The organism is Actinomyces sp. ICM39, assembly GCF_000282935.1.
GTDB lineage: Bacteria > Actinomycetota > Actinomycetes > Actinomycetales > Actinomycetaceae > Pauljensenia > Pauljensenia odontolytica_B.
Genome location: NZ_ALCB01000042.1, coordinates 58,149 through 77,175, shown reverse-complemented (window position 1 = coordinate 77,175; position 19,027 = coordinate 58,149). Strand labels below are relative to the sequence as shown.

Below are 19,027 nucleotides of genomic sequence, written 5' to 3'. Positions count from 1 at the left end.
GGGGTTCGGGTTCGGGAACCACGAGGGGTTCGGGTTCGGGAACCACGAGGGGTTCGGGTTCGGGAACCACGACCGGGGCCGGTTCGGGTTCCGGTTCAGGAACCACGACGGGCTCAGGTTCCGGAATTGCGACCGGTTCCGGCTCCGGAACGACTGCACGCTGAATCTTCGGGATCAGCATCGTCTCGGGAGCATCCTCCACGCTCGGGGACGGGACGGGCACGGAAGACGAGTAAGAAGAGTCGGTGGGTGAGTGCTCAATTGCGGCGACACTTTGTTGCGGTTCGGCCTTGGGAGCGTGCGCTGCCATCTCTGAGACTCCAGGGCTTGGGATCCCGCGTGCGGGCGTGGCAACATCCTCAGGAGCAGGAGCAGGAGCAGGAGCAGGAGCAGGAGTGGCGGGGACTGCCGGTGCATAGCGGTCAGTCGAAGCCTGAGGCGTGTGGGCAGCCGACGGTGCTCCCTGCTCCTGGGGGAAACCAGGAGCGTAGTGTGCAGCGGCCGCGTTCGGATCCTGCATCGGTTGCATCGGTTGCGTCGGCTGCATAGTCTGCATCGGCTGTGCCGGGAACACGGCAGGACGGTGCCCATCACGTGAACGCTTGCGCTTCGGTGGCTTAGTCGCCTGAACAGGGTCGCTGGGCGCGGGAGCTGTGGGAGTGGGGCGGGACTTATGCTCCCAGACAAAGCCGGTGTCACGCGGCTTGGGCTGCGGAAGCGAGGCGAGATCCTGCCGTGCTGAATTCGTTGACGGAGCACGTCGAGAGGCCTCGGGTGAGGAAGTGCCTCCTCTGCCCTGATTGATCACTGGGGCGGGGCTGCTCTGCGCCGGGACGCCCATTGCTTGCCCCGGCGCATAGGGTGCAGAAGCCCCCGTGCCCCGAGGTGCGGACGGGCGTCGCACATGTGAGGGGGCAGTGCTGTGCTGTGTGCCCTCAGTGGGCTGCGTCGAGCGCTTCGAACGAATCACGTAAATGACGATGACGACAACCAACACGATGACGATGAGGCCGACGATCAAACCGATGAGGAGCCCGAGCGGGGGATCCGAAGGAGAATCGGATGCAGCAGAGGATGCACTATCGGACGAGTTTTCGTTTCCGGGGATGGGCGTTGCGCCCCAGGGATCCTTCAGAGCATTGGCGCCATCCGCTGCGGCCGGATTTCCGCCGGGAGCAAGTGTGCCGTTGACCGTGATGACCTGCGGGACAGTATCCGTCCACGTTGACACGGACAAGGCTCGCCCCTCGTAGGTCGTCGCCGACGTAGCAGCACCAGACGTCGCCGACTTGACTTCCCCTTCGACGCTCAGGGAGACGGAAGCGAAGGACAGGGAAGAGCCGAAGGCCTTCCGATATTCGGCCAGGGTTTGGTCGGTACGTGCCGAGAGTACGAACGCCCCCGAGTCCTGAATAGTGAACTCGGATTCGTCCTGGGCTCGGGTGTACATGAGCTGCATGTGGCAGACCGTGGCGTCGTCGCGCGTCACAAACTCGACGTGTTGGTCTGTGGAGCTACCGGCGTACGGCGTGCATGCGGATTCGCTCATCGTGCGAGAAGGGTCGACGACGGTCAACGTGTCAACGAGCTGGCCGTCCTTGGTCAGGACGTAGGCCTCGGATAGCGTCGGTCCGTCCGCGGCGTGAGCGCCGAATACGACCGTCGACGTGATGAGCAAAGCCCCGAGCGTGGCGCACAGGGCGCGAAAGAATCGCATGCAGTCCTCCTGATATGAACCACTCGATTATCGTCTCTTCGTGGATACAAAGCAACGAGTGGTCGCAGATGCAAGATTGGCTGACCGATCGTCAAATGAAAAAGAGAGCCGTTTCAAAGGTAAGTGGCCCCGATTGACAAGGTGAGATTGCGATCCGTCACGTAGTATGACAGGTATCTACCTAAGGTCAGGTTTTCGATAGTTGGTTTCGTATAAAGCTGAACGAGTTGAGGAGGGGCCCTATGAAGTGTCGGCTTGCCACGCGTGCTGACATCCCTGAGATGACGCGTATTATCACCGAGGGATTCCTCGATTATCCCCTTCATGTCATGCTCGAACCGTACCTCTACCGCCCGGAGCGTTACCCGGAATGTCTCGCTGCCATCAATCGGATGCTCGCTGCTTCGTATCAGAGGGTCCGACACGCTCTCGTCGTCGAGCACGAGGGGCGGATCGTTGGAACTGCGCTCATGCATGACCGCAAGGTGGGGGTCCTGCAGAGCTTCCTCAATGGAGGCTATGAGTTCTATCGATACGCGTCGCCCCTGCTTGTCAAGGATTTTTCTGACGTTGTTGATCGTGCTGATCAGGTAACGATCGATAAAGGTGACTTTGATTGGTATCTCGAGGTGCTCTCGGTTGATAAGAGCATGCGGGGGCGCGGGGTTGGTCGATGGCTGGTCTCCCAGGTGCTGCCGGACTATGTGGCGAAGCGCGGTGGGCGCGCATACGGCTTTGTTACCTCCACTGAAAAGAATGCCCGCTTCTACCTCAATGGCGGGTGTGAACTCCTCGATCGTTTCGATGTGCAGATGCGCGAACAGACCTGTCCGATCTGGTCCTTCCAGAGGCGCGCCGAGCTCCTCTGAGGATTGCTCGCGCAATCTGATCGCCGTGAGCTGTGTTTACGGCTGTGAAAACCTGTTTTTTTGCAGGTCGCAGCGCGTGATGCACGTCCCGCAGTTCCGCTTGACTTCAAGGGCTTGAGGTCTTTTAGGGTGAAGCTATGGCAGGAACCGGCTCTGGGCGCACGTACTCCATTAAGGAGGTAGCGGCGCTCGTTGGGTTACCCGCGTCCACCCTGCGTTACTACGAAGATGTCAGCGTTATTCCGGCCATTGCTCGCGATGCCTCCAGTGGTCACCGTACGTACACCGAGGATGATCTTGAGCTGCTGACCTGGGTGTCGTGTCTCTCTGCGTCCGGAATGTCGATTGCGGACATGCGTGAATATGTCCGATCAGGCTTGGGCGGGGAGAGGGATATCTCCGAGTTTGTGACCCTGTTGGAGCAGCAGGATACGCGCCTTCAGGAGGAAGCTCAGATTATTGAGCTTCGCCGTGAGTTCTTGCGCACAAAGGTTGCTTACTGGCGCGCGATTAAGCGCGATGATGTCGCAGAAGCTGAGCGCTTGGATATCGACGCGCGTGCGCTCGCGGAACGCCTGAAGAAGTGGTCCTTGCGTTCATGAAAGCCTAGTGGGGCGGTCTTCATGCCTGCTCCGAACTCCGCCCCGCTAGGGGGCACGGGGCCGCGTATCCGGGTTGGATGCGCGGCCCTCAATTACGTCCGTTGGGGAGTCCAGTAGGGGATGCGCTGGCGCAGATAAGCCATGTCTCGGTCGATGAGTGGGGCAAGTTGTTCCCATGGGAGGGCGTCGTCGCCGTGCCATGCGATTTCGGCGATGACGAGGAGTCGGGGGAGTAGGTGGTAGAAGAGGAGATCTGGGCTTGTGACCGACGTGGACCATGCGACAGCTTCGATTCCCTTGAGCCGTTCGCTGTGTAGTGCCTGAGGCAGCAGTTCATAGAGCTGGCGTGCGGTCGCAGGAGATGCTGTGGGTGAGCTGGGGCGCGTGGGATGGCTGAGTGTGAGGAGGGGTGAGTCTGCCAGAACCCAGGGGGCGCCCGACGAAGAGGCTTCGGTGGTGTGCGATCCGCTGTGGCGTGATGAGAGAAGGATTGTTCCTGGGGGTGGGCAGTTGTATGCGCGAGTCACGGTGTCCCAGGTGGCTGCCCGGCGACCGTGGAAGTGGAGTGTGCGCATTGCTCGTTCGATGAATAGGCGCTCGATATCTCGCCCAGATGTCAGGCCTGCGCGCTCGAGTGTGGGGTCATTTTCCCACGGACTCCAATCGGTTTTGGGTGCGCCGATATGAATAATGGGGGAGGGGAATAGGTCGCACACGTGGTGGAGGGCTGCCTCGATGAAGTGGAGAGATGAGGCGATGGGCCATAGTGTCGTGTTGCGTTCCTGTATGGGTGCATGGGCGAGGGCGGGGTTTCCCACGTGCGGGTATGCGCGGATTGCGGCACCGGCGCAGGAAGGAATCGAGATCTCCGGGATGATGCGGATATTGCGCTGAGCGGCGAAGCGGACGAGGTGGCGAATGTTTGCGTCAGAATAGAAGCCTTGTGATGTGCGTGCGGGCGACGTGCGCCATGTGCCTGACCGTTCTGGCGCGCAGGCATGGTCGTACCAGTCTTCCGGGGCTCTTGGAATCTGCGCCCCGATGGATGTGAGGGCAGGGTAGCCGGGGATGGGGACGCGCCAACCTGCGTTGTCAGTCAGGTGCCAGTGCAGCACGTTCAGACGGTAGCGGGCCATGACGGTGATGATGAGTTCCATGACCGGGACGGTCCAGAATGTACGCGCGGAATCGATGAGGAGGCCGCGCCATGAGCAAGAGGGGGGTCTGGTGGGATCGTGAGGGAGGGGAGAGGGTGTTGTCGCCATTGCGGTTCCTAAGAGTGGGCTACTCAAAGTGTAACAAGCGTCACTAAACTGGTGGGGTGGTTTCGCGATGGGTAACGGTGTCAATTGAGTTGTGTTCGGGCTGCCTCGTGGTGCTCGAGTGTGTCACAATTGTGTGAAGCCAGTCATGCTCGAAGAGGAGTGATTCATGCTGTCGACCGACACGGTGTCTCTTAGCCCCAACCCGCTCGTTCAGGCCCTTGGAAAGCCTGCCAAGGAATTCACGAAAGCCGACATCATCGGCTATATCGAGGACAACGGCATCCAGATGCTCAACCTCCGCTACGTCGGAGGGGACGGACGCCTGAAGACCCTGAACTTCGCGATCCAATCCAAGGCCCACCTCGATCGGGTGTTGACTCTCGGAGAGCGCGTCGACGGTTCCTCCCTGTTCACATTCGTCGAGGCGACCTCCTCGGACCTGTATGTCGTGCCGCGCGTGGCTACCGCGTTCCTCAACCCCTTCTCGCATATCCCAACCCTCGATATCCTGTGTGGCTTCTACGATGTTGACGGCCGCCCCCTGGCCTCGGCGCCCCAGGAAATCCTGCGGAAGGCTCAGCGAGCGCTCAAGGAGGAGACGGGCTGCGAGCTGCAGGCCCTCGGTGAACTCGAGTACTACCTCTTCTCGGAGGAAGAGGAGCTGTTCCCCGTCGAGCCTCAGCGCGGCTACCACGAATCTGGGCCCTTCTCCAAGTGGGAGGAAGTGCGCACGGAGACTCTCGCGCACCTCGTTGCCATCGGCTGCTCGGTGAAGTACGCCCATTCCGAGGTCGGCAACTTCGTCGCCGACGGGCGTCAGATGGTCCAGCAAGAGATCGAATTCCTGCCCGTCGATGCGCTCGATGCTGCCGACCAGATGGTGCTCGCCAAGTGGGTGCTGCGCGAAGTTGCCCATTCCTATGGCATTCATGTCTCCTTCTCGCCGAAGATCGCCGTGGGGCAAGCCGGATCGGGCATGCACTTCCATACCCGCATCGTCAAGGACGGCGTCAACCAGTTCTCGACGGGATCTGGTCTGACGGACACCGCGCTCAAGGTGATCGGAGGCTACCTGTCGCACGCAGCATCGCTCACAGCGTTTGGTAACACCGTCCCCACCTCGTTCCTGCGTCTTGTTCCCCATCAGGAAGCGCCAACCTCGATCTGCTGGGGCGACCGCAACCGCTCCGTTCTGGTGCGCGTACCTCTCGGCTGGCAGAACATCGATGATTCGATGTTCCGTGATGCCAACCCCATCGAGCCTCCGATTGCCGACCTGCCCAATGACTCTCAGACGGTGGAGCTGCGCAGCCCCGACGGGTCCGCAGCGGTCCACCTGCTCCTTGCTGGCATTGCCGTCGCCGCGCGTATTGGCCTGACCGCGCCGGGCATGGAAGAGTACGCGCGTGAGCGTAAGGTCGACGGCGACGCGTCGCAGACCCCCGGCCTCGACCAGCTGCCCGCATCCTGCTTCGAGGCCGCCGGTAGGCTCCTCGCCCAGCGTGAGGACTACGAGGCGAAGGACGTCTTCCCCGCGGGCCTCATCGACTCGTGGGCATCGCGCCTGATCGAGCTGGGAGACGAACACCTGCGTGATGACCTGGCGGACTCGCGTGTCTCTGTCGAGGAACTCGTGGAGCGCTACTTCCACATCGGCTGAGGCGCCAACATGTGGCCCCGACCTCATCGCTGAGGTCGGGGCCGCCGTGGTCAATGGCCGCCTACGAGTGGTCGGGCGGGGAAAAGCGTTCTGCGCCCGACTGTGCGTCAGAACGGTCGCGGGCCTGCGCGCTCGCGGGTGTATTCTCCTCGGACGTTGACGAGGTCGGAGCGAGAGACCGCCTCCCGTAGGGAGCGGCAGCGCTCTTTCGTGCGGAGGCGGAACGTCGCTGTGCCTCACGCAGAGCCGCATCACGTGCGAACTGCGCGTCAGCGGCGGCCTGGCGGGACTGCCGTGATCGGCGCACGAGGCCGGTGATGGCGGCGATTAGGAGAACTCCTCCCGTGATCGCCACGATCGGGGTCAGCGAACGTGCGGTGGAGGTGTGGCCTCGTTCCTGAGTGGAGGCGGAATTGGCCGATGGAGATGGTGAGAGCGTAGGGGAGGGGGACATGGAGGACGCGTTGGCGTCGACGGTTCCCGTCGCGCTCACGTTCGAGGTGACGTGATGCCAGGTGACCGTGCTTGCGTCCGTCTTTGTCGATGCCCCGGGGGTGATGATCTGTCCGCCGTCAGAGGCCTCGATAACGAGAGAACTGTGCGCAATCAGGGTGACCGACTCGATGGAGGCCGACGCATCGGGAGACGAGAACCCCTCGAGCAGACGGGCTGACGTCGATTCGAAATGGAAGACACCGCCCTCGTCAACCGAGACGACCTCGGCGCCACCGTCCTCAAGTTCCCAGGTGAAGCGGCATCCGTCCACGCCGTCAACGCTCACGAGGAGTGACGACGTGGCCTTGGCTGCCGTGCCCATCGACTGACACTGCTCACCGATCAGAGGCTGTGACGTCGACAGTGTTACCTGGTGGATCGCGCTCACCCCCGGCGTCATCTCATAGACCTCGACCAGTCGGATCTGCGTCGGGTCGTCGGCGAGTGCCGCTGCGCCGCCCGCCGTCAGGGCAAGCGCCCCAGCGGTGCCGAGCAACGCTCGCGCGAGCCTCATTCGGCCTCGTCCTCCGAGCGCAGGCGCGGAACCGAGGTCTTCTCCGGGCGGATACCGACCTTGTCGGCGTAAAACGCGCGGATCACTTCCATGTCGGCGCGCACGTCGCCCGTCAGCTGGTATGTCGGACCCCAGCCGAACGTGCGGGTGTTGCGGTCGATGAAGCCCAGCTGGATCGGCACGCCCGCCTCCATTGCGATGCGATAGAAGCCGGACTTCCAGAAATCGCGCGGTGAACGAGTGCCCTTCGGGGTGATGCACAGCGTGAACGTGTCCGCCTCGCGGATGCGCTGTGCGACCTGTTCGACCAGGCCATGCGCGGCGCTGCGTTCCACGGGAACCGCGCCGATCTTCTTCACAAACCAACCCAGCACCGGGGCTTTGACGATGGAATCCTTCACCAGGAACGAGAACGTGCGCCCGGATTTCCACATGGAAATCGCCATAAAGACGCCGTCCCAATTCGAGGTGTGCGGGGCGCCGATGACGATGACCTTGTCCGGTAGGGGCTGAGTGACGAGCTTCCACCGGGAAACGGATAGATACGCGGACGCGATCGCGGAAGTGAGAGCCATGAGAGCCTTTCTGGTGGTAGCTGGAGCCAATCCTACTCGCGGGTCGTCAGTCCAGCGTTTCCACAGCAAGGGTCTGCGTCATGATGTGGGGGTGCCCCGGCCACAGCGTCAGCGCACGCTCGCGCACTGCCGCGGTTTCCACGCACACGAAGTTCTGCCACTCGCCCTCGCCAATGTCGCTCATCGTGGCCGCACCCTGCGACCAGGGGTTCCACACGATCGTCGAGCCCGAACCGTTCTTGTCCACGATGATGCGTCGCCCCAGCTTCGGGTCAACGACCTGGACCTGCTGGGTCGACGTGTAGACGCGGTCCGTCGGGCCGATAAAAGTCACGTCGCCGGTCTGGGTGGCGTAGCGCTCGCGGACCTTGTCGTAGTAGCGCTCCCCGTCCAGGCCCTCCACCGTCACGTCCTTGACGTCGCCAACGTGCAGGTAGGTGTGCAGGGCGGCCTCGATAGCGAAGGGGTGGTCGTCCTCGTTCGTGAGGGTCAGGGTCGCGTTCAGCTCGGCTCCGGCGGTGATGTCCAGGCGCGCGCAGAAGGAGTGCGGGTAGAGGGCGGAGGTCTCGCCCGTGTGGTGCAGTTCGAAGGAGAACGAGGCCGGCGCGTCGTTCGCGGGCTGGGTGCTTCCCAGCAGCGTCCAGGGACTCGTGCGGGCGAACCCGTGGGCGCCCGCTCCCTGGCCGGGCCTCGTCGGGGAATCGGTGGGGCTGCCGAACCAGGGCAGGCACAGGGGGATGCCGCCGCGGATCGCCTTCGTACCGTCCAACACCGCACGGGAGGACAGCCACAGGACGTCCGGGTGGCCCGCAGGACGCCACGACAGCAGGTGCGCGCCGAAGGGGGTGACAAGGGCCGAGGCCGTGGAAACGTCTGCGCTGAGCGTGGCGATGTCAGTCATACAAGCCAGTTAACGCCATTGCTTATGAACGAGCAAATAGACGGGCCGATGGGCCCTCAGATCTCCGCCACGTGTCCACGACGTGGTGGAATTCGCAACACGGGGATCGCGTTGCCCCTCGTTCAGCCGATATTCTTAGAGGCATATGTGCGTGAAATCGGTTCGAACCGGTCGTGTCTGCGGCTTCCTTGCCCCCTCACACGCATAAATCTGTATCCACATTTGAGGAGTCCACATATGTCCACGCGTCCCGACCTGCGAAATGTCGCCATCGTCGCGCACGTCGATCATGGCAAGACCACGCTGGTTGACGCAATGCTCTGGCAGTCCGGAGCTTTCTCCGAGCGTGACACGGTCGAAAAGACCGGCGAGCGCGTCATGGACTCCGGCGACCTCGAGCGCGAGAAGGGCATCACCATTCTCGCCAAGAACACCGCCGTCCACTACACCGGCCCCGCCGCGCAGGCCCTGGGCCTCGAGGATGGCGTCATCATCAACGTTATCGACACCCCCGGCCACGCCGACTTCGGCGGCGAGGTCGAGCGAGGCCTGTCGATGGTTGACGGCGTCGTCCTCATGGTCGACGCCTCCGAGGGCCCGCTCCCGCAGACCCGCTTCGTGCTGCGCAAGGCCCTCCAGGCCCACCTGCCCGTCATCGTCGTCGTCAACAAGGTCGACCGCCCCGACTCGCGCATCGAAGAGGTCGTCTCCGAGACGACCGACCTGCTCCTGTCGCTGGGTGAGGACCTCATGAACGAGGGCATCGACATCGACGTGGACTCCCTCATGGACGTCCCCGTCGTCTACGCCTCCGCTAAGGCCGGCAAGTGCTCGCTGGAGAACCCCGGTGACGGCCAGCTGCCCACCGAGAACCTCGAGCCCCTGTTCGAGACCATCCTGAACCGTATCCCGGGCCCCACCTACGACGAGGACATGCCGCTGCAGGCCCACGTCACCAACCTGGACGCCTCGCCCTTCCTGGGCCGTCTCGCCCTGCTGCGCATCCACAACGGCACCCTGAAGAAGGGCGCTGACGTGGGCCTGGCGCGCCACGACGGCACCATCCAGCGCGTCCACATCTCCGAGCTGCTGGCCACCGAGGGCCTCGAGCGTGTGTCCACCGACTCCGCCGCCCCCGGTGACATCGTCGCCGTCGCCGGCATCGAAGACATCATGATCGGCGAGTCCCTCGTCGACCTCGAGGACCCGCGTCCCCTCCCGCTCATCACGGTGGACGACCCGGCCATCTCCATGACCATCGGCATCAACACCTCGCCCATGGCCGGCCGCGTCAAGGGCGCCAAGGTCACGGCCCGCCAGGTCAAGGACCGCCTCGACCGCGAGCTCGTCGGCAACGTGTCCCTGAAGGTTCTGCCCACCGAGCGCCCCGACGCCTGGGAGGTCCAGGGCCGTGGCGAGCTCGCCCTGGCGATCCTGGTGGAGCAGATGCGCCGCGAGGGCTTCGAGCTCACCGTCGGCAAGCCGCAGGTCGTCACCAAGGAGATCGACGGCGTCCTCAGCGAGCCCATGGAGCGCATGACGATCGACATCCCCGAGGAGTACCTCGGCGCCGTCACGCAGCTCATGGCCGCCCGCAAGGGTCGCATGGAGACCATGGCGAACCACGGTTCGGGCTGGATCCGCCTCGAGTTCGTGGTCCCCGCCCGAGGCCTCATCGGCTTCCGCACGCGCTTCCTCACCGAAACGCGCGGCACCGGCATCGCCTCGTCCATCTCCGAGGGCTACGCCCCCTGGCAGGGCTCCATCGAGCAGCGCCTCACCGGCTCCCTCGTCGCCGACCGCGCTGGCCAGGCCACCCCGTACGCGATGACGAACCTGCAGGAGCGCGGCTCCTTCATCGTCGAGCCCTCCTCCGAGGTCTACGAGGGACAGGTCGTGGGCGAAAACCCGCGCGGCGAGGACATGGACGTGAACATCTGCCGCGAGAAGAAGCAGACGAACACGCGTAGCGCGACCGCCGACGTGTACGAGTCGCTGACCCCCTCGCGCAAGCTGACCCTTGAGGAGTCCCTCGAGTTTGCAGCCAATGACGAGTGCGTCGAGGTCACGCCTGAGGCCGTGCGCGTGCGCAAGGTCGTCCTGGACGCCCAGGAGCGCTTCAAGATCGCTGCTCGCGAGCGCCGCGCCAACCGCTGATCGCCGCTTCCTTCCCCCGCCTGCTAGATGGTGGGCGGGGGAGGCACACGCTTGCCCGTCACCATCGTGCGGGCATCCACGCGAACCGGCCCACGCCTCGTCGCGACCGTGACGTGCGTGGGGGCCACCTCGAGCGCCTCTCCCAGGGCGTCGTGCAGGCCGTCTGCCAGGCGGTAGCGGATGACGATCCTCTCGCCGACCGCGAAGCTCATCCACGGCAACTGGGGAATTGCGCCAGGCGCGCGTGTGGAAATTTCCTCGCGCGCCCCTTCGGTCTCGGTGTGCTGAATCGGCGTATTCTCGCCGCTCGCAGCGCTGTTGGTGACGCGGGGTGACTCGGGGCTACTCATACGTGAATAATAGAATCAACGAGTCTTTAGAACTGACCAGGAGGAACGTCTCATGACCTACGTCATCGCGCAGCCCTGCGTGGACGTCAAGGATCGCGCATGCGTGGACGAGTGCCCCGTCGACTGCATCTACGAGGGTGCCCGTTCGCTCTACATCCACCCCGAGGAGTGCGTGGACTGTGGTGCGTGTGAGCCCGTGTGCCCGACCGAGGCCATCTTCTACGAGGACGACCTGCCCTCCGAGTGGTCCGACTACCTGCGCGCCAACGTCGACTTCTTCAACGACCTGGGCAGCCCCGGCGGCGCCCAGAAGACCGGCGTCCAGGACTTCGACGATCCGATGATTGCCGCGCTGCCGCCTCAGAATGAGGAATGGAAGGCCGAAAACCTCTGACAGTCGATAGGGTAGGGGTATGACAACGATCCTTCCCCGCCCTCTTGACCTGCCCGAATTCCCCTGGGATCAGCTGGCGCCCGCCAAGGCGCGCGCCACTGAACATCCCGGGGGAATGTGCGATCTGAGCGTCGGAACCCCGGTCGACGACACCCCCGCGTTCATCCGCGAGGCACTCGCTGACGCCTCCAACGCGCACGGCTACCCGACGGTGATCGGCACCGCCGAGGTGCGCGACGCGATCCTCGCATGGGGACAGCGCCGAGGCATGGTTGACGTCGGACACGGCGGCGTGATCCCCACGATCGGCTCGAAGGAGGCCGTCGCCTGGATTCCCGCGCTGCTGGGCGTGCGCCCCGGCGACACGGTCCTCGTGCCCGAGGTCGCCTACCCGACCTACGCCATTGGCGCCAGGCTGGCCGGTGCCACACCCGTCGCCGTTGACCCGACGAACCCCGACGCCTGGCCCGATGCCGCCCTCGTCTACCTGAACTCGCCGGGCAACCCCGACGGGCACGTCATGAGCAAGGACGAGCTGCGCGCCGTCGTTGTCTGGGCGCGCGCTCACGGCGCCGTCGTCGTCTCCGACGAGTGCTACGCGGCCCTGCCCTGGTCGGAGCCCTACGTGAGCGAGGGAGTGCCTTCCCTGCTCGATACGGACGTGTGTGACGGCGACGCGAGCGGCCTCCTCGTCCTGTACTCGCTGTCCAAGCAGTCGAATCTTGCCGGCTACCGCGGCGCCCTCATCTATGGTGACCCCGCGCTGGTCGCACCAATCGTCAACGTGCGCAAGCACTCTGGACTCATGGTGCCCGCCCCCGTCCAGCACGCGATGGCTGTTGCCCTCCGCGACAGCGAGCACGTGGAGCGCCAGCGCAGCGTCTACGCCGTGCGTCGCGCCCTCCTCCTCGAGGCGTTGACTGACGCCGGTCTCAACGTCGATCCCGACACGGCGGCCGGCCTGTACCTGTGGGTCTCGGACCCCGCGAATCCGAGCGACTCGTGGGCCCTCGTCAACCGCCTGGCTGATCTTGGTATCCTCGTCGCCCCCGGCGACTTCTACGGCACGGCAGCCCACGGGCGCGTCCGCGTGGCCCTCACCGCCACCGACGAGCGCATTCAGGCCGCTGCGAGCCGCATCCGTGAGGCCTGGACGGCGCGCTGACACATCAGCCACATAACGAGGCCGGGGCCACCTTCGCGCACTGCGCGTGGGCGGCCCCGGCCTCGTTGGTGAGAAGACTCAGTTCGAAGCGTGCAGCGCGTCGTTGAGCTCGATACCCACGACGCCCGCGCGGGCGATGGCCTCGATGCGGCCCGTCTGGGAGTTGCGGCGGAACAGGATGTTCGACGCGCCCGACAGCTCGCGCGCGGCAACCGTGCGCGGCTCGGCCTCGCCGGAAGAATCGATGAGCGTGACCTTCGCGCCGGCGGTCACGTACAGGCCGGCCTCGACGACGCAGTCGTCGCCGAGCGCGATTCCCAGGCCTGAGTTTGCACCCAGCAGGCAGCGCTCGCCCAGGCGCACACGCTGCTTGCCGCCGCCCGAGAGGGTGCCCATCGTGGAGGCGCCGCCGCCCACGTCCGAGCCATCGCCGATGACGACGCCCTGCGAGACGCGGCCCTCGACCATCGAGCGGCCCAGCGTGCCCGCGTTGAAGTTGACGAAGCCGGCGTGCATGACGGTCGTGCCCTCGGACAGGTAGGCGCCCAGGCGCACGCGCGTGCCGTCGGCGATGCGAACGCCGGAGGGCAGCACGTAGTTGACCATCGGCGGGAACTTGTCGACGCCCTGCACGGTCACGGGGTGACCGTCGCGAGCGCGCAGGCGCAGGCGGGTGGCCTCGAAGTCGGCAACGGCGCACGGGCCGGCATCCGTCCACACGACGTTGGGCAGCACCGCGAAGATGCCGTCGAGGTTGATCGTGTTGGGCTGTACCAGGCGGTGGGAAAGCAGGTGCAGACGCAGGTAGGCGTCCTCCGTCGAGGCGGGGGCCTCCTGCAGGTCAATCGTCGTGGTCACGACGACGGTGCGCACGCGGCGCGCGTCATCGACGCGCTCCAGCACGGACAGCGAGGTCGCCAGCTCCTCGTCGGTCCCGGGCTCGCCCAGGTGCGGGGCGGGGTACCACGTGTCGAGTGTCGTGCCGTCCAGAGTGATCGTAGCGAGGCCGATGCCCCATGCAGTGCTGTTGTCCATGCCCCTACAGTACGGCGCGACGGGCGGGTGATTGGCACCGAAACTCAGGGGCGCGGCGCATCCCACAGGTCCGGCCAGAACACCCCAAGCTCGGTGGCCATGGAACGCAGTAGCGGCAAAGAGATACCGACGACCGAGTGATAATCGCCCGTCACGCCCTCGATGAAAGGGCCTCCCAGTCCGTCCACCGTGAAGGAGCCCGCCACGTGCAGGGGCTCGCCGGTGGCCACGTACGCGTCGATCTCGGCATCCGAGATGTCCCCGAAGTGGACCTGGGTCGAGGCAGAGCGGGTGACGGTTGCGGTGACCGTGCGTTCTCCTGCCGTTCCACCGTGCGGCGAGGCCGGGGCCAGGATCGCTGCCGAGTGGCCCGTCCACAGGGTTGCGCTCGTGCGGCGCATGGCGCGGATGCGCTCGCGGGCCACGTCGGGGGTGTGGGGCTTTCCGAGCATCTGGCCGTCGATCTCGAGCATGGAGTCGCAGCCAACGACGAGGACGGACTCGCCCTCGGGCAGGTCGGCGTTGGCGCCGGGTGCTCTCAGGGCCTCGCAGACGTCGGCGCACTTGGCCGCGGCGAGCGCTGCGACCTCGTCGGCGGGGGTGGTGGTGCCGCCCGAGAACGCGCGCCCTCCGGGCAATGCGGCGAGGATGGCGTCCTCGTCGACGGTGGACACCTGGACAATCGGTGTGATGCCCGCCGCAATGAGTGTTGCGCGGCGGGCGGGGGAAGCGGAGGCAAGAACAAGGCGCATGAGGACATTCTCTCCTAAGGCATCTCAGATGCGCAGACAAGCTGCAATTTGGTGCAGAAATCTCGGTTTTCGCAGGTAAACGTGCAATTCTCTAGAGAAAAACTCATCAGACTACTACAATTGTCAATGTTCGAGGTCACAATCCCGATGTGACTTTGAAAAGTGATCTGATATACCGTTACCCGCTGATGTGGTGTTGAGTCAGCCCAAAGAGGAGGGATTTGCGATGGATGAGCACGCGGCTTCGTCCCCTGCAACTCCTGATGACCTGACCGCAACAAGCTACGTTCCCCAGCTGCTCGGTGGTCATCTGACGTATTCGGCCCGCGATCTCGCGGAGATGACGAATACGCCTATCGAACGCGTCTTCCGTTTCTGGATCGCCCTCGGCTTCCAGGCTCCCACCGCCGATGACAAGGTTTTCTCCCAGCGTGACCTGGACGTTTTCAGTCGCTGGCACGACCTCGTCGAATCTGGTGGCATTGACACGGCAACCTCTCGCTCTCTCCTGCGCGCCAACGCCCACCTGGCTGATCGCCTGGCCCTGTGGCAGTTCGAAGCACTAGTAGAAGATTCGATGCGTCGTCTGATGCTGGATGACACGACGGCCCGCATGTACGTGCTGGACCATATGCGCGAGTACATCGACGTCTTCCAGGAGATGTTCACATACGCCTGGCGGCGTCAGCTCGAGGCAACCCTGTCCCGTTTTGATCGCGAGGTATCCCAGCGCGGGCACGAGGAGCGTCACAACCGCTTCCCGCTCAACCGCTGCCTCGGCTTCGTCGACATGGTGTCCTACACGTCGTCCTCGACGATCCTCGGCGATGCCCTCGTGGGCCTCATCGAGCGCTTCGAAGAGGAGAGTCGTAACGCCGTCATCGAGGAGGGTGGTCGCGTCGTCAAGATGATCGGTGACGCCGTCCTCTACATCGCCGATGACCTGCCCACCGGCCTGCGTGTGGCCACGGCCCTCATCGAGCGACTGAACGCCGACGACGAAATGCTGCCCGTGCGTGCGTCTTTCGTGCGCGGTGATGTGTTCTCGCGGTCGGGTGATGTCTTCGGGCCCACCGTGAACCTTGCATCTCGCCTCGTGGACATTGCTCCGGTGGGTAAGATCCTCACTGATCCGACGACTGCTGCCGCCATCGCCGCTGGCGAGGTGGGAGACGGGTACGAGCTTGAAGAGTTCCCGACCGCGGACTTGCGCGGTTTTGGTCCGGTCTCACCGTACCTGCTCTCGAGCGTTGTTAAATAACGTTCATCTCGCAGTGTGAACGGGTGCCTGACCTGCCCGCATAACGGGTCAAGAAAGGTGCAAGTTTTGGTTGAGAATTGCTAAGATGTAAGCGTGACTACAGTTCTCCTCGTTGAAGACGATCCGGCCATCTCCGAGCCCCTCGCCCGTGCACTGGGCAGGGAGGGCTACGACGTGCGTGCGCACGCGACAGGCGCTGAAGCCCTCGCGGATGTTCGCGGTGTTGACCTGGTCGTCCTGGACCTCGGTCTGCCTGATATGGATGGTCTGGATGTCGCCCGCGAGATCCGCTCCTCCGGTAACCGAGTTCCGATTCTGATCCTTACTGCGCGCACGGACGAGGTCGACATGGTCGTCGGCCTGGACGCGGGCGCTGACGACTATGTGACGAAGCCTTTCCGCCTCGCGGAGCTTCTCGCTCGCGTGCGGGCCCTCCTGCGCCGCCAGGCTGCAGAGCCCGCCGAAGGCGAGCTGCGCGCCCAGGACATCCGCATGGATGTTGCCGCGCACCGCGCCTTCGTCGGTGACGTCGAGCTGAGCCTGACGGCCAAGGAATTCGACCTGCTTCGCGTGCTGCTGCGCGAGGCCGGGTCGGTCGTCGCGCGCGACACCCTCATGCGCGAGGTGTGGGGCTCGGACCCGACCGGCTCCACGAAGACCCTCGATATGCACGTGTCGTGGCTGCGCCGCAAGCTCGGCGACGACGCGACCGACCCGCACTACATCACGACAGTGCGAGGGATGGGCTTCCGCTTCGAGAACGCGCGCTGAGCGCGTCGCTGAGACAGGCCCGCCATGCGCGCCCGCGCGGTGAGGATGATCGTCTCCATCGTCGCCGTCGTGTGCGTGCTGATGGGGCTCCCAGGCGCGTTTTTCGCATCGGCGTCCATCTGGTCGTCCGAACAGCGCAACCTTGACGTTCAGGCGCAGCTGATCCTCCAAAACATCGAGCGCAGGCGCGCCGTGGGGGAGGGGATCGACCCGGCGACCCTGGCAGCGCTTGTCGCGGATCAGGCAAACAGCCGCGGCGATGAGCTGAACTATCGCATCAAGGTGCCCGAGGCGAACCTGGTCACCAACGGCACGGTCATCCCCGGACGGACCATGAGTTCGCTGGCCTCGTCTCCGAGCGGCGTGTCCGTGCAGCTGACGGCGTCGGCGTCGAACGCTCTGAACCGCATTGCGTGGACGTGCGCGCTGTTCGGCGGAGGCATGCTCGCATCCATGCTGATTGGCTGGTTGTTTGCGCGTTCTCTGTCGCGTGAACTGTCTGCCCCGCTCATTTACCTGGCAGCCCAGGCCGAGCAGATCGGCTCGGGTGGCGTGCGCGCCCGGGTGGAAAAGTCCGGTATCGAGGAAATCGACCTGGTCTCCGAGGAACTCGCGCGCACCGGCGAACGCATGGCGGGGCGACTCGCAGCCGAGCGACAGGCTGCTGCCGATGCCTCCCACCAGCTGCGCACGCCGCTGACTGCCCTGTCCATGCGCCTGGAGGAAATCGAGCTCATCTCCACAGAGGACGAGGTGCGCGCCGAAGCTCGCACCTGCCTCGAGCAGGTGGAGCGCATGACCAATGTGGTGACGGAGCTGCTTGACGTCTCTAAGCGTCAGACCAGCCAGACCGAGGCCATTCACATTCTCGAGGTCTTCAATACAGCCCGCGAGGAATGGGAGGACCAGTTCGAGGCCGCTGGGCGGCCGCTCGTCTTCCTCGACGAGGCCGAGCGTCCGATCCTGGCCGACGCCGGAAAGCTTGGGCAGATCCTGGCGACCCTCATCGAAAACTCGCTACGCTACGGCGACGGAACTACGCGCGTGTGGGCACACGCGGGCACTTCCAAGCGCGGCGTCGTCATCGAAGTGAGCGACGAGGGTGACGGCATCGACGAGTCCCTAGCCCCCGACATTTTCGAAAAAGGTGTCTCCGGGCACGGCTCGACGGGCATCGGCCTGGCCCTCGCCCACGACCTCGCGCAGGCGATGGGCGGGCGCCTTGAACTCAAGACCAACAAGCCGCCGGTATTCACCGTCTCGGTCGCCGCGATCCCCGCGTCCCTCGACCCTGATCGCGTCATGCCCGAAGGGCCCCTCATGTCCATGGGACGGCGCTCGCGGCGCTTCTAGCAGCGGAGTACATTGAAAGGCGTGGAACACGAGATGTTGACCCCTCCCACCGTTGCCGTCATTGGCGGCGGGCAGCTGGCGCGCATGATGCAGGAGAGCGCGGTCGCGCTCGGCATTAATCTTCGGGCCCTCGTCGAGGCCTCGGATGGGTCGACCGGTCAGGTGACCGTCGACAAAGCGGTGGGCGAACCCGCCGACTTGGACGCGGTCCGCGCGCTCATCGATGGCGCGGATGTCCTCACCTTCGAACACGAGCACATCCCGGCCCCCACGATGGAGGAGGCGGCACGCCTCGTCTCCGTTCAGCCCCCGGCGAGTGCCCTCCTCTACGCCCAGGACAAGCTGGCCATGCGCGAGCGCCTCACCGACATGGGCATCCCGTGTCCCGCGTGGGCGCGCGTCGAGGACGAGGCCCAGCTGGCAGAATTCGGCGCCACGATCGGCTGGCCCCTCATCGTCAAGACCCCGCGCGGCGGATACGACGGGCACGGCGTGGCAGTCGCCCACAGCCCCGCAGACGTGGCCTCCTGGTGGGGCAACGGCCCCCTCCTGGCCGAGGCGTTGGTTCCCTTCACCGGCGAGGTGGCGGCGCTCCTCGCGCGCACCCCCTCGGGCGAGATCGCCTCGTGGCCCGTCGCCTCCACCGTACAGGTGGACGGCGTGTGCGCCGAGGTGACGGTTCCCGCGGTTGGTATCCGGCCCGAGACTGCCGCCGAGGCGCGCCGCATCGGCGAGCGCATCGCCGACGAGCTGGGCGTTACCGGCGTCCTCGCCGTGGAAATGTTCGTGGTCGGTGAAGGCGCGGACGAACGCGTCCTCGTCAACGAGCTCGCCATGCGCCCCCACAACACGGGACATTGGACCATCGACGGTGCCATCACAAGCCAATTTGAGCAGCACCTGCGCGCCGTTCTCGACCTGCCGCTCGGCTCCACGCAGCTGCGCGCCCCGGGCACGCACGTCGTCATGGTCAACCTGCTGGGCTCCTCCCACACCCAGCCCGCGCGCGCCCTCGCTGCAGCCTTCGCCGCCGGGGGAACGGACGCAAAGATTCACCTCTACGGCAAGGAAGTACGTCCCGGACGCAAGCTCGGCCACGTCACCGTCGTCGACGCGGATCCCACCCGTGCTCTTGATCGAGCCCGGGCAGCTGTTACCGCCCTGAAGGGCGAGGCACCCGCCGACTAACCC

At 64.9% G+C, this 19,027-nt stretch carries 17 protein-coding genes and 1 pseudogene; 10 read left to right on the top strand and 8 right to left on the bottom strand.

Annotation, left to right across the window (positions count from 1 at the left end; all coding sequences use genetic code 11):
- Positions 1-1,717 (bottom strand): annotated as a pseudogene (locus HMPREF1137_RS02480) (hypothetical protein); the annotation flags it as partial.
- A 242-nt stretch (positions 1,718-1,959) separates the two neighbouring features.
- On the opposite strand from HMPREF1137_RS02480, the gene HMPREF1137_RS02475 reads away from it, so the two are divergent.
- Together HMPREF1137_RS02475 and HMPREF1137_RS02470 are read left to right on the top strand one after the other, a co-directional pair.
- A complete protein-coding gene (locus HMPREF1137_RS02475; RefSeq protein WP_007588475.1) occupies positions 1,960-2,586 on the top strand; it encodes a GNAT family N-acetyltransferase in 627 nt (208 codons plus the stop codon).
- Between the two features lie 137 nt (positions 2,587-2,723).
- Complete coding sequence (locus HMPREF1137_RS02470; protein WP_007588423.1) at positions 2,724-3,188, top strand: MerR family transcriptional regulator; 465 nt, start codon at positions 2,724-2,726, stop codon at positions 3,186-3,188.
- 92 nt (positions 3,189-3,280) lie between these two features.
- Here HMPREF1137_RS02470 and HMPREF1137_RS09905 read toward each other — a convergent pair whose 3' ends face one another.
- Positions 3,281-4,345, bottom strand: coding sequence for a family 20 glycosylhydrolase (locus tag HMPREF1137_RS09905; protein ID WP_007588510.1), 1,065 nt, complete (start codon positions 4,343-4,345; stop codon positions 3,281-3,283).
- Positions 4,346-4,619: 274 nt separating this feature from the next.
- Between HMPREF1137_RS09905 and HMPREF1137_RS02460 the strand changes: the two genes are divergently transcribed.
- Entirely contained in the window at positions 4,620-6,113 is a 1,494-nt protein-coding gene (locus HMPREF1137_RS02460; RefSeq protein ID WP_007588425.1) for a glutamine synthetase family protein, read from the top strand.
- A 61-nt stretch (positions 6,114-6,174) separates the two neighbouring features.
- Here the strand turns inward: HMPREF1137_RS02460 and HMPREF1137_RS02455 are convergent, their stop codons facing one another.
- From HMPREF1137_RS02455 to HMPREF1137_RS02445, 3 genes are read right to left on the bottom strand one after another with little or no spacing between them, the layout of a single operon-like run.
- The gene (locus HMPREF1137_RS02455) at positions 6,175-7,122 is read right to left on the bottom strand and encodes a hypothetical protein (protein ID WP_007588469.1); all 948 of its coding nucleotides are present in this window, start codon (positions 7,120-7,122) and stop codon (positions 6,175-6,177) included.
- A complete protein-coding gene (locus HMPREF1137_RS02450; protein ID WP_007588485.1) occupies positions 7,119-7,697 on the bottom strand; it encodes a 1-acyl-sn-glycerol-3-phosphate acyltransferase in 579 nt (192 codons plus the stop codon). The genes HMPREF1137_RS02455 and HMPREF1137_RS02450 overlap by 4 nt, the downstream gene beginning before the upstream one ends.
- Before the next feature lie 46 nt (positions 7,698-7,743).
- Positions 7,744-8,598 carry a D-hexose-6-phosphate mutarotase gene (locus HMPREF1137_RS02445; RefSeq protein ID WP_007588403.1) on the bottom strand — a complete coding sequence of 285 codons (855 nt, stop codon included), beginning with the start codon at positions 8,596-8,598 and terminating at the stop codon, positions 7,744-7,746.
- A 237-nt stretch (positions 8,599-8,835) separates the two neighbouring features.
- On the opposite strand from HMPREF1137_RS02445, the gene typA reads away from it, so the two are divergent.
- On the top strand, positions 8,836-10,755 hold the full coding sequence (gene typA / locus HMPREF1137_RS02440) for a translational GTPase TypA (protein ID WP_007588501.1): 1,920 nt from the start codon (positions 8,836-8,838) through the stop codon (positions 10,753-10,755).
- A gap of 23 nt (positions 10,756-10,778) precedes the next feature.
- On the opposite strand, the gene HMPREF1137_RS02435 is transcribed toward typA, so the two are convergent.
- Positions 10,779-11,105, bottom strand: a complete 327-nt coding sequence (locus HMPREF1137_RS02435) for a putative acetyltransferase (RefSeq protein WP_007588419.1) — start codon at positions 11,103-11,105, stop codon at positions 10,779-10,781.
- A gap of 52 nt (positions 11,106-11,157) precedes the next feature.
- Here HMPREF1137_RS02435 and fdxA point away from each other — a divergent pair, with 52 nt between their 5' ends.
- Positions 11,158-11,499 carry a ferredoxin gene (gene fdxA, locus HMPREF1137_RS02430; RefSeq protein ID WP_003790208.1) on the top strand — a complete coding sequence of 114 codons (342 nt, stop codon included), beginning with the start codon at positions 11,158-11,160 and terminating at the stop codon, positions 11,497-11,499.
- A 19-nt stretch (positions 11,500-11,518) separates the two neighbouring features.
- Positions 11,519-12,664, top strand: a complete 1,146-nt coding sequence (gene dapC, locus HMPREF1137_RS02425; RefSeq protein WP_007588513.1) for a succinyldiaminopimelate transaminase — start codon at positions 11,519-11,521, stop codon at positions 12,662-12,664.
- Positions 12,665-12,742: 78 nt separating this feature from the next.
- Here the strand turns inward: dapC and dapD are convergent, their stop codons facing one another.
- Both dapD and HMPREF1137_RS02415 read right to left on the bottom strand, forming a co-directional pair.
- Positions 12,743-13,699 carry a 2,3,4,5-tetrahydropyridine-2,6-dicarboxylate N-succinyltransferase gene (dapD, locus tag HMPREF1137_RS02420; RefSeq protein ID WP_007588487.1) on the bottom strand — a complete coding sequence of 319 codons (957 nt, stop codon included), beginning with the start codon at positions 13,697-13,699 and terminating at the stop codon, positions 12,743-12,745.
- A gap of 44 nt (positions 13,700-13,743) precedes the next feature.
- A complete protein-coding gene (locus tag HMPREF1137_RS02415; protein WP_007588517.1) occupies positions 13,744-14,451 on the bottom strand; it encodes a Maf family protein in 708 nt (235 codons plus the stop codon).
- A gap of 226 nt (positions 14,452-14,677) precedes the next feature.
- On the opposite strand from HMPREF1137_RS02415, the gene HMPREF1137_RS02410 reads away from it, so the two are divergent.
- The 4 genes from HMPREF1137_RS02410 to HMPREF1137_RS02395 all read left to right on the top strand — a co-directional run bounded on the left by HMPREF1137_RS02410 (position 14,678) and on the right by HMPREF1137_RS02395 (position 19,024).
- The gene (locus HMPREF1137_RS02410) at positions 14,678-15,712 is read left to right on the top strand and encodes an adenylate/guanylate cyclase domain-containing protein (protein ID WP_007588427.1); all 1,035 of its coding nucleotides are present in this window, start codon (positions 14,678-14,680) and stop codon (positions 15,710-15,712) included.
- Between the two features lie 93 nt (positions 15,713-15,805).
- The gene (locus HMPREF1137_RS02405; RefSeq protein ID WP_003794418.1) at positions 15,806-16,483 is read left to right on the top strand and encodes a response regulator transcription factor; all 678 of its coding nucleotides are present in this window, start codon (positions 15,806-15,808) and stop codon (positions 16,481-16,483) included.
- Positions 16,484-16,507: 24 nt separating this feature from the next.
- Positions 16,508-17,836 (top strand): HAMP domain-containing sensor histidine kinase, encoded by a 1,329-nt coding sequence (locus HMPREF1137_RS02400; protein ID WP_007588449.1) that lies wholly within the window; start codon positions 16,508-16,510, stop codon positions 17,834-17,836.
- A gap of 33 nt (positions 17,837-17,869) precedes the next feature.
- Positions 17,870-19,024, top strand: coding sequence for a 5-(carboxyamino)imidazole ribonucleotide synthase (locus HMPREF1137_RS02395; RefSeq protein ID WP_034496419.1), 1,155 nt, complete (start codon positions 17,870-17,872; stop codon positions 19,022-19,024).
- Positions 19,025-19,027 lie beyond the last annotated feature (3 nt).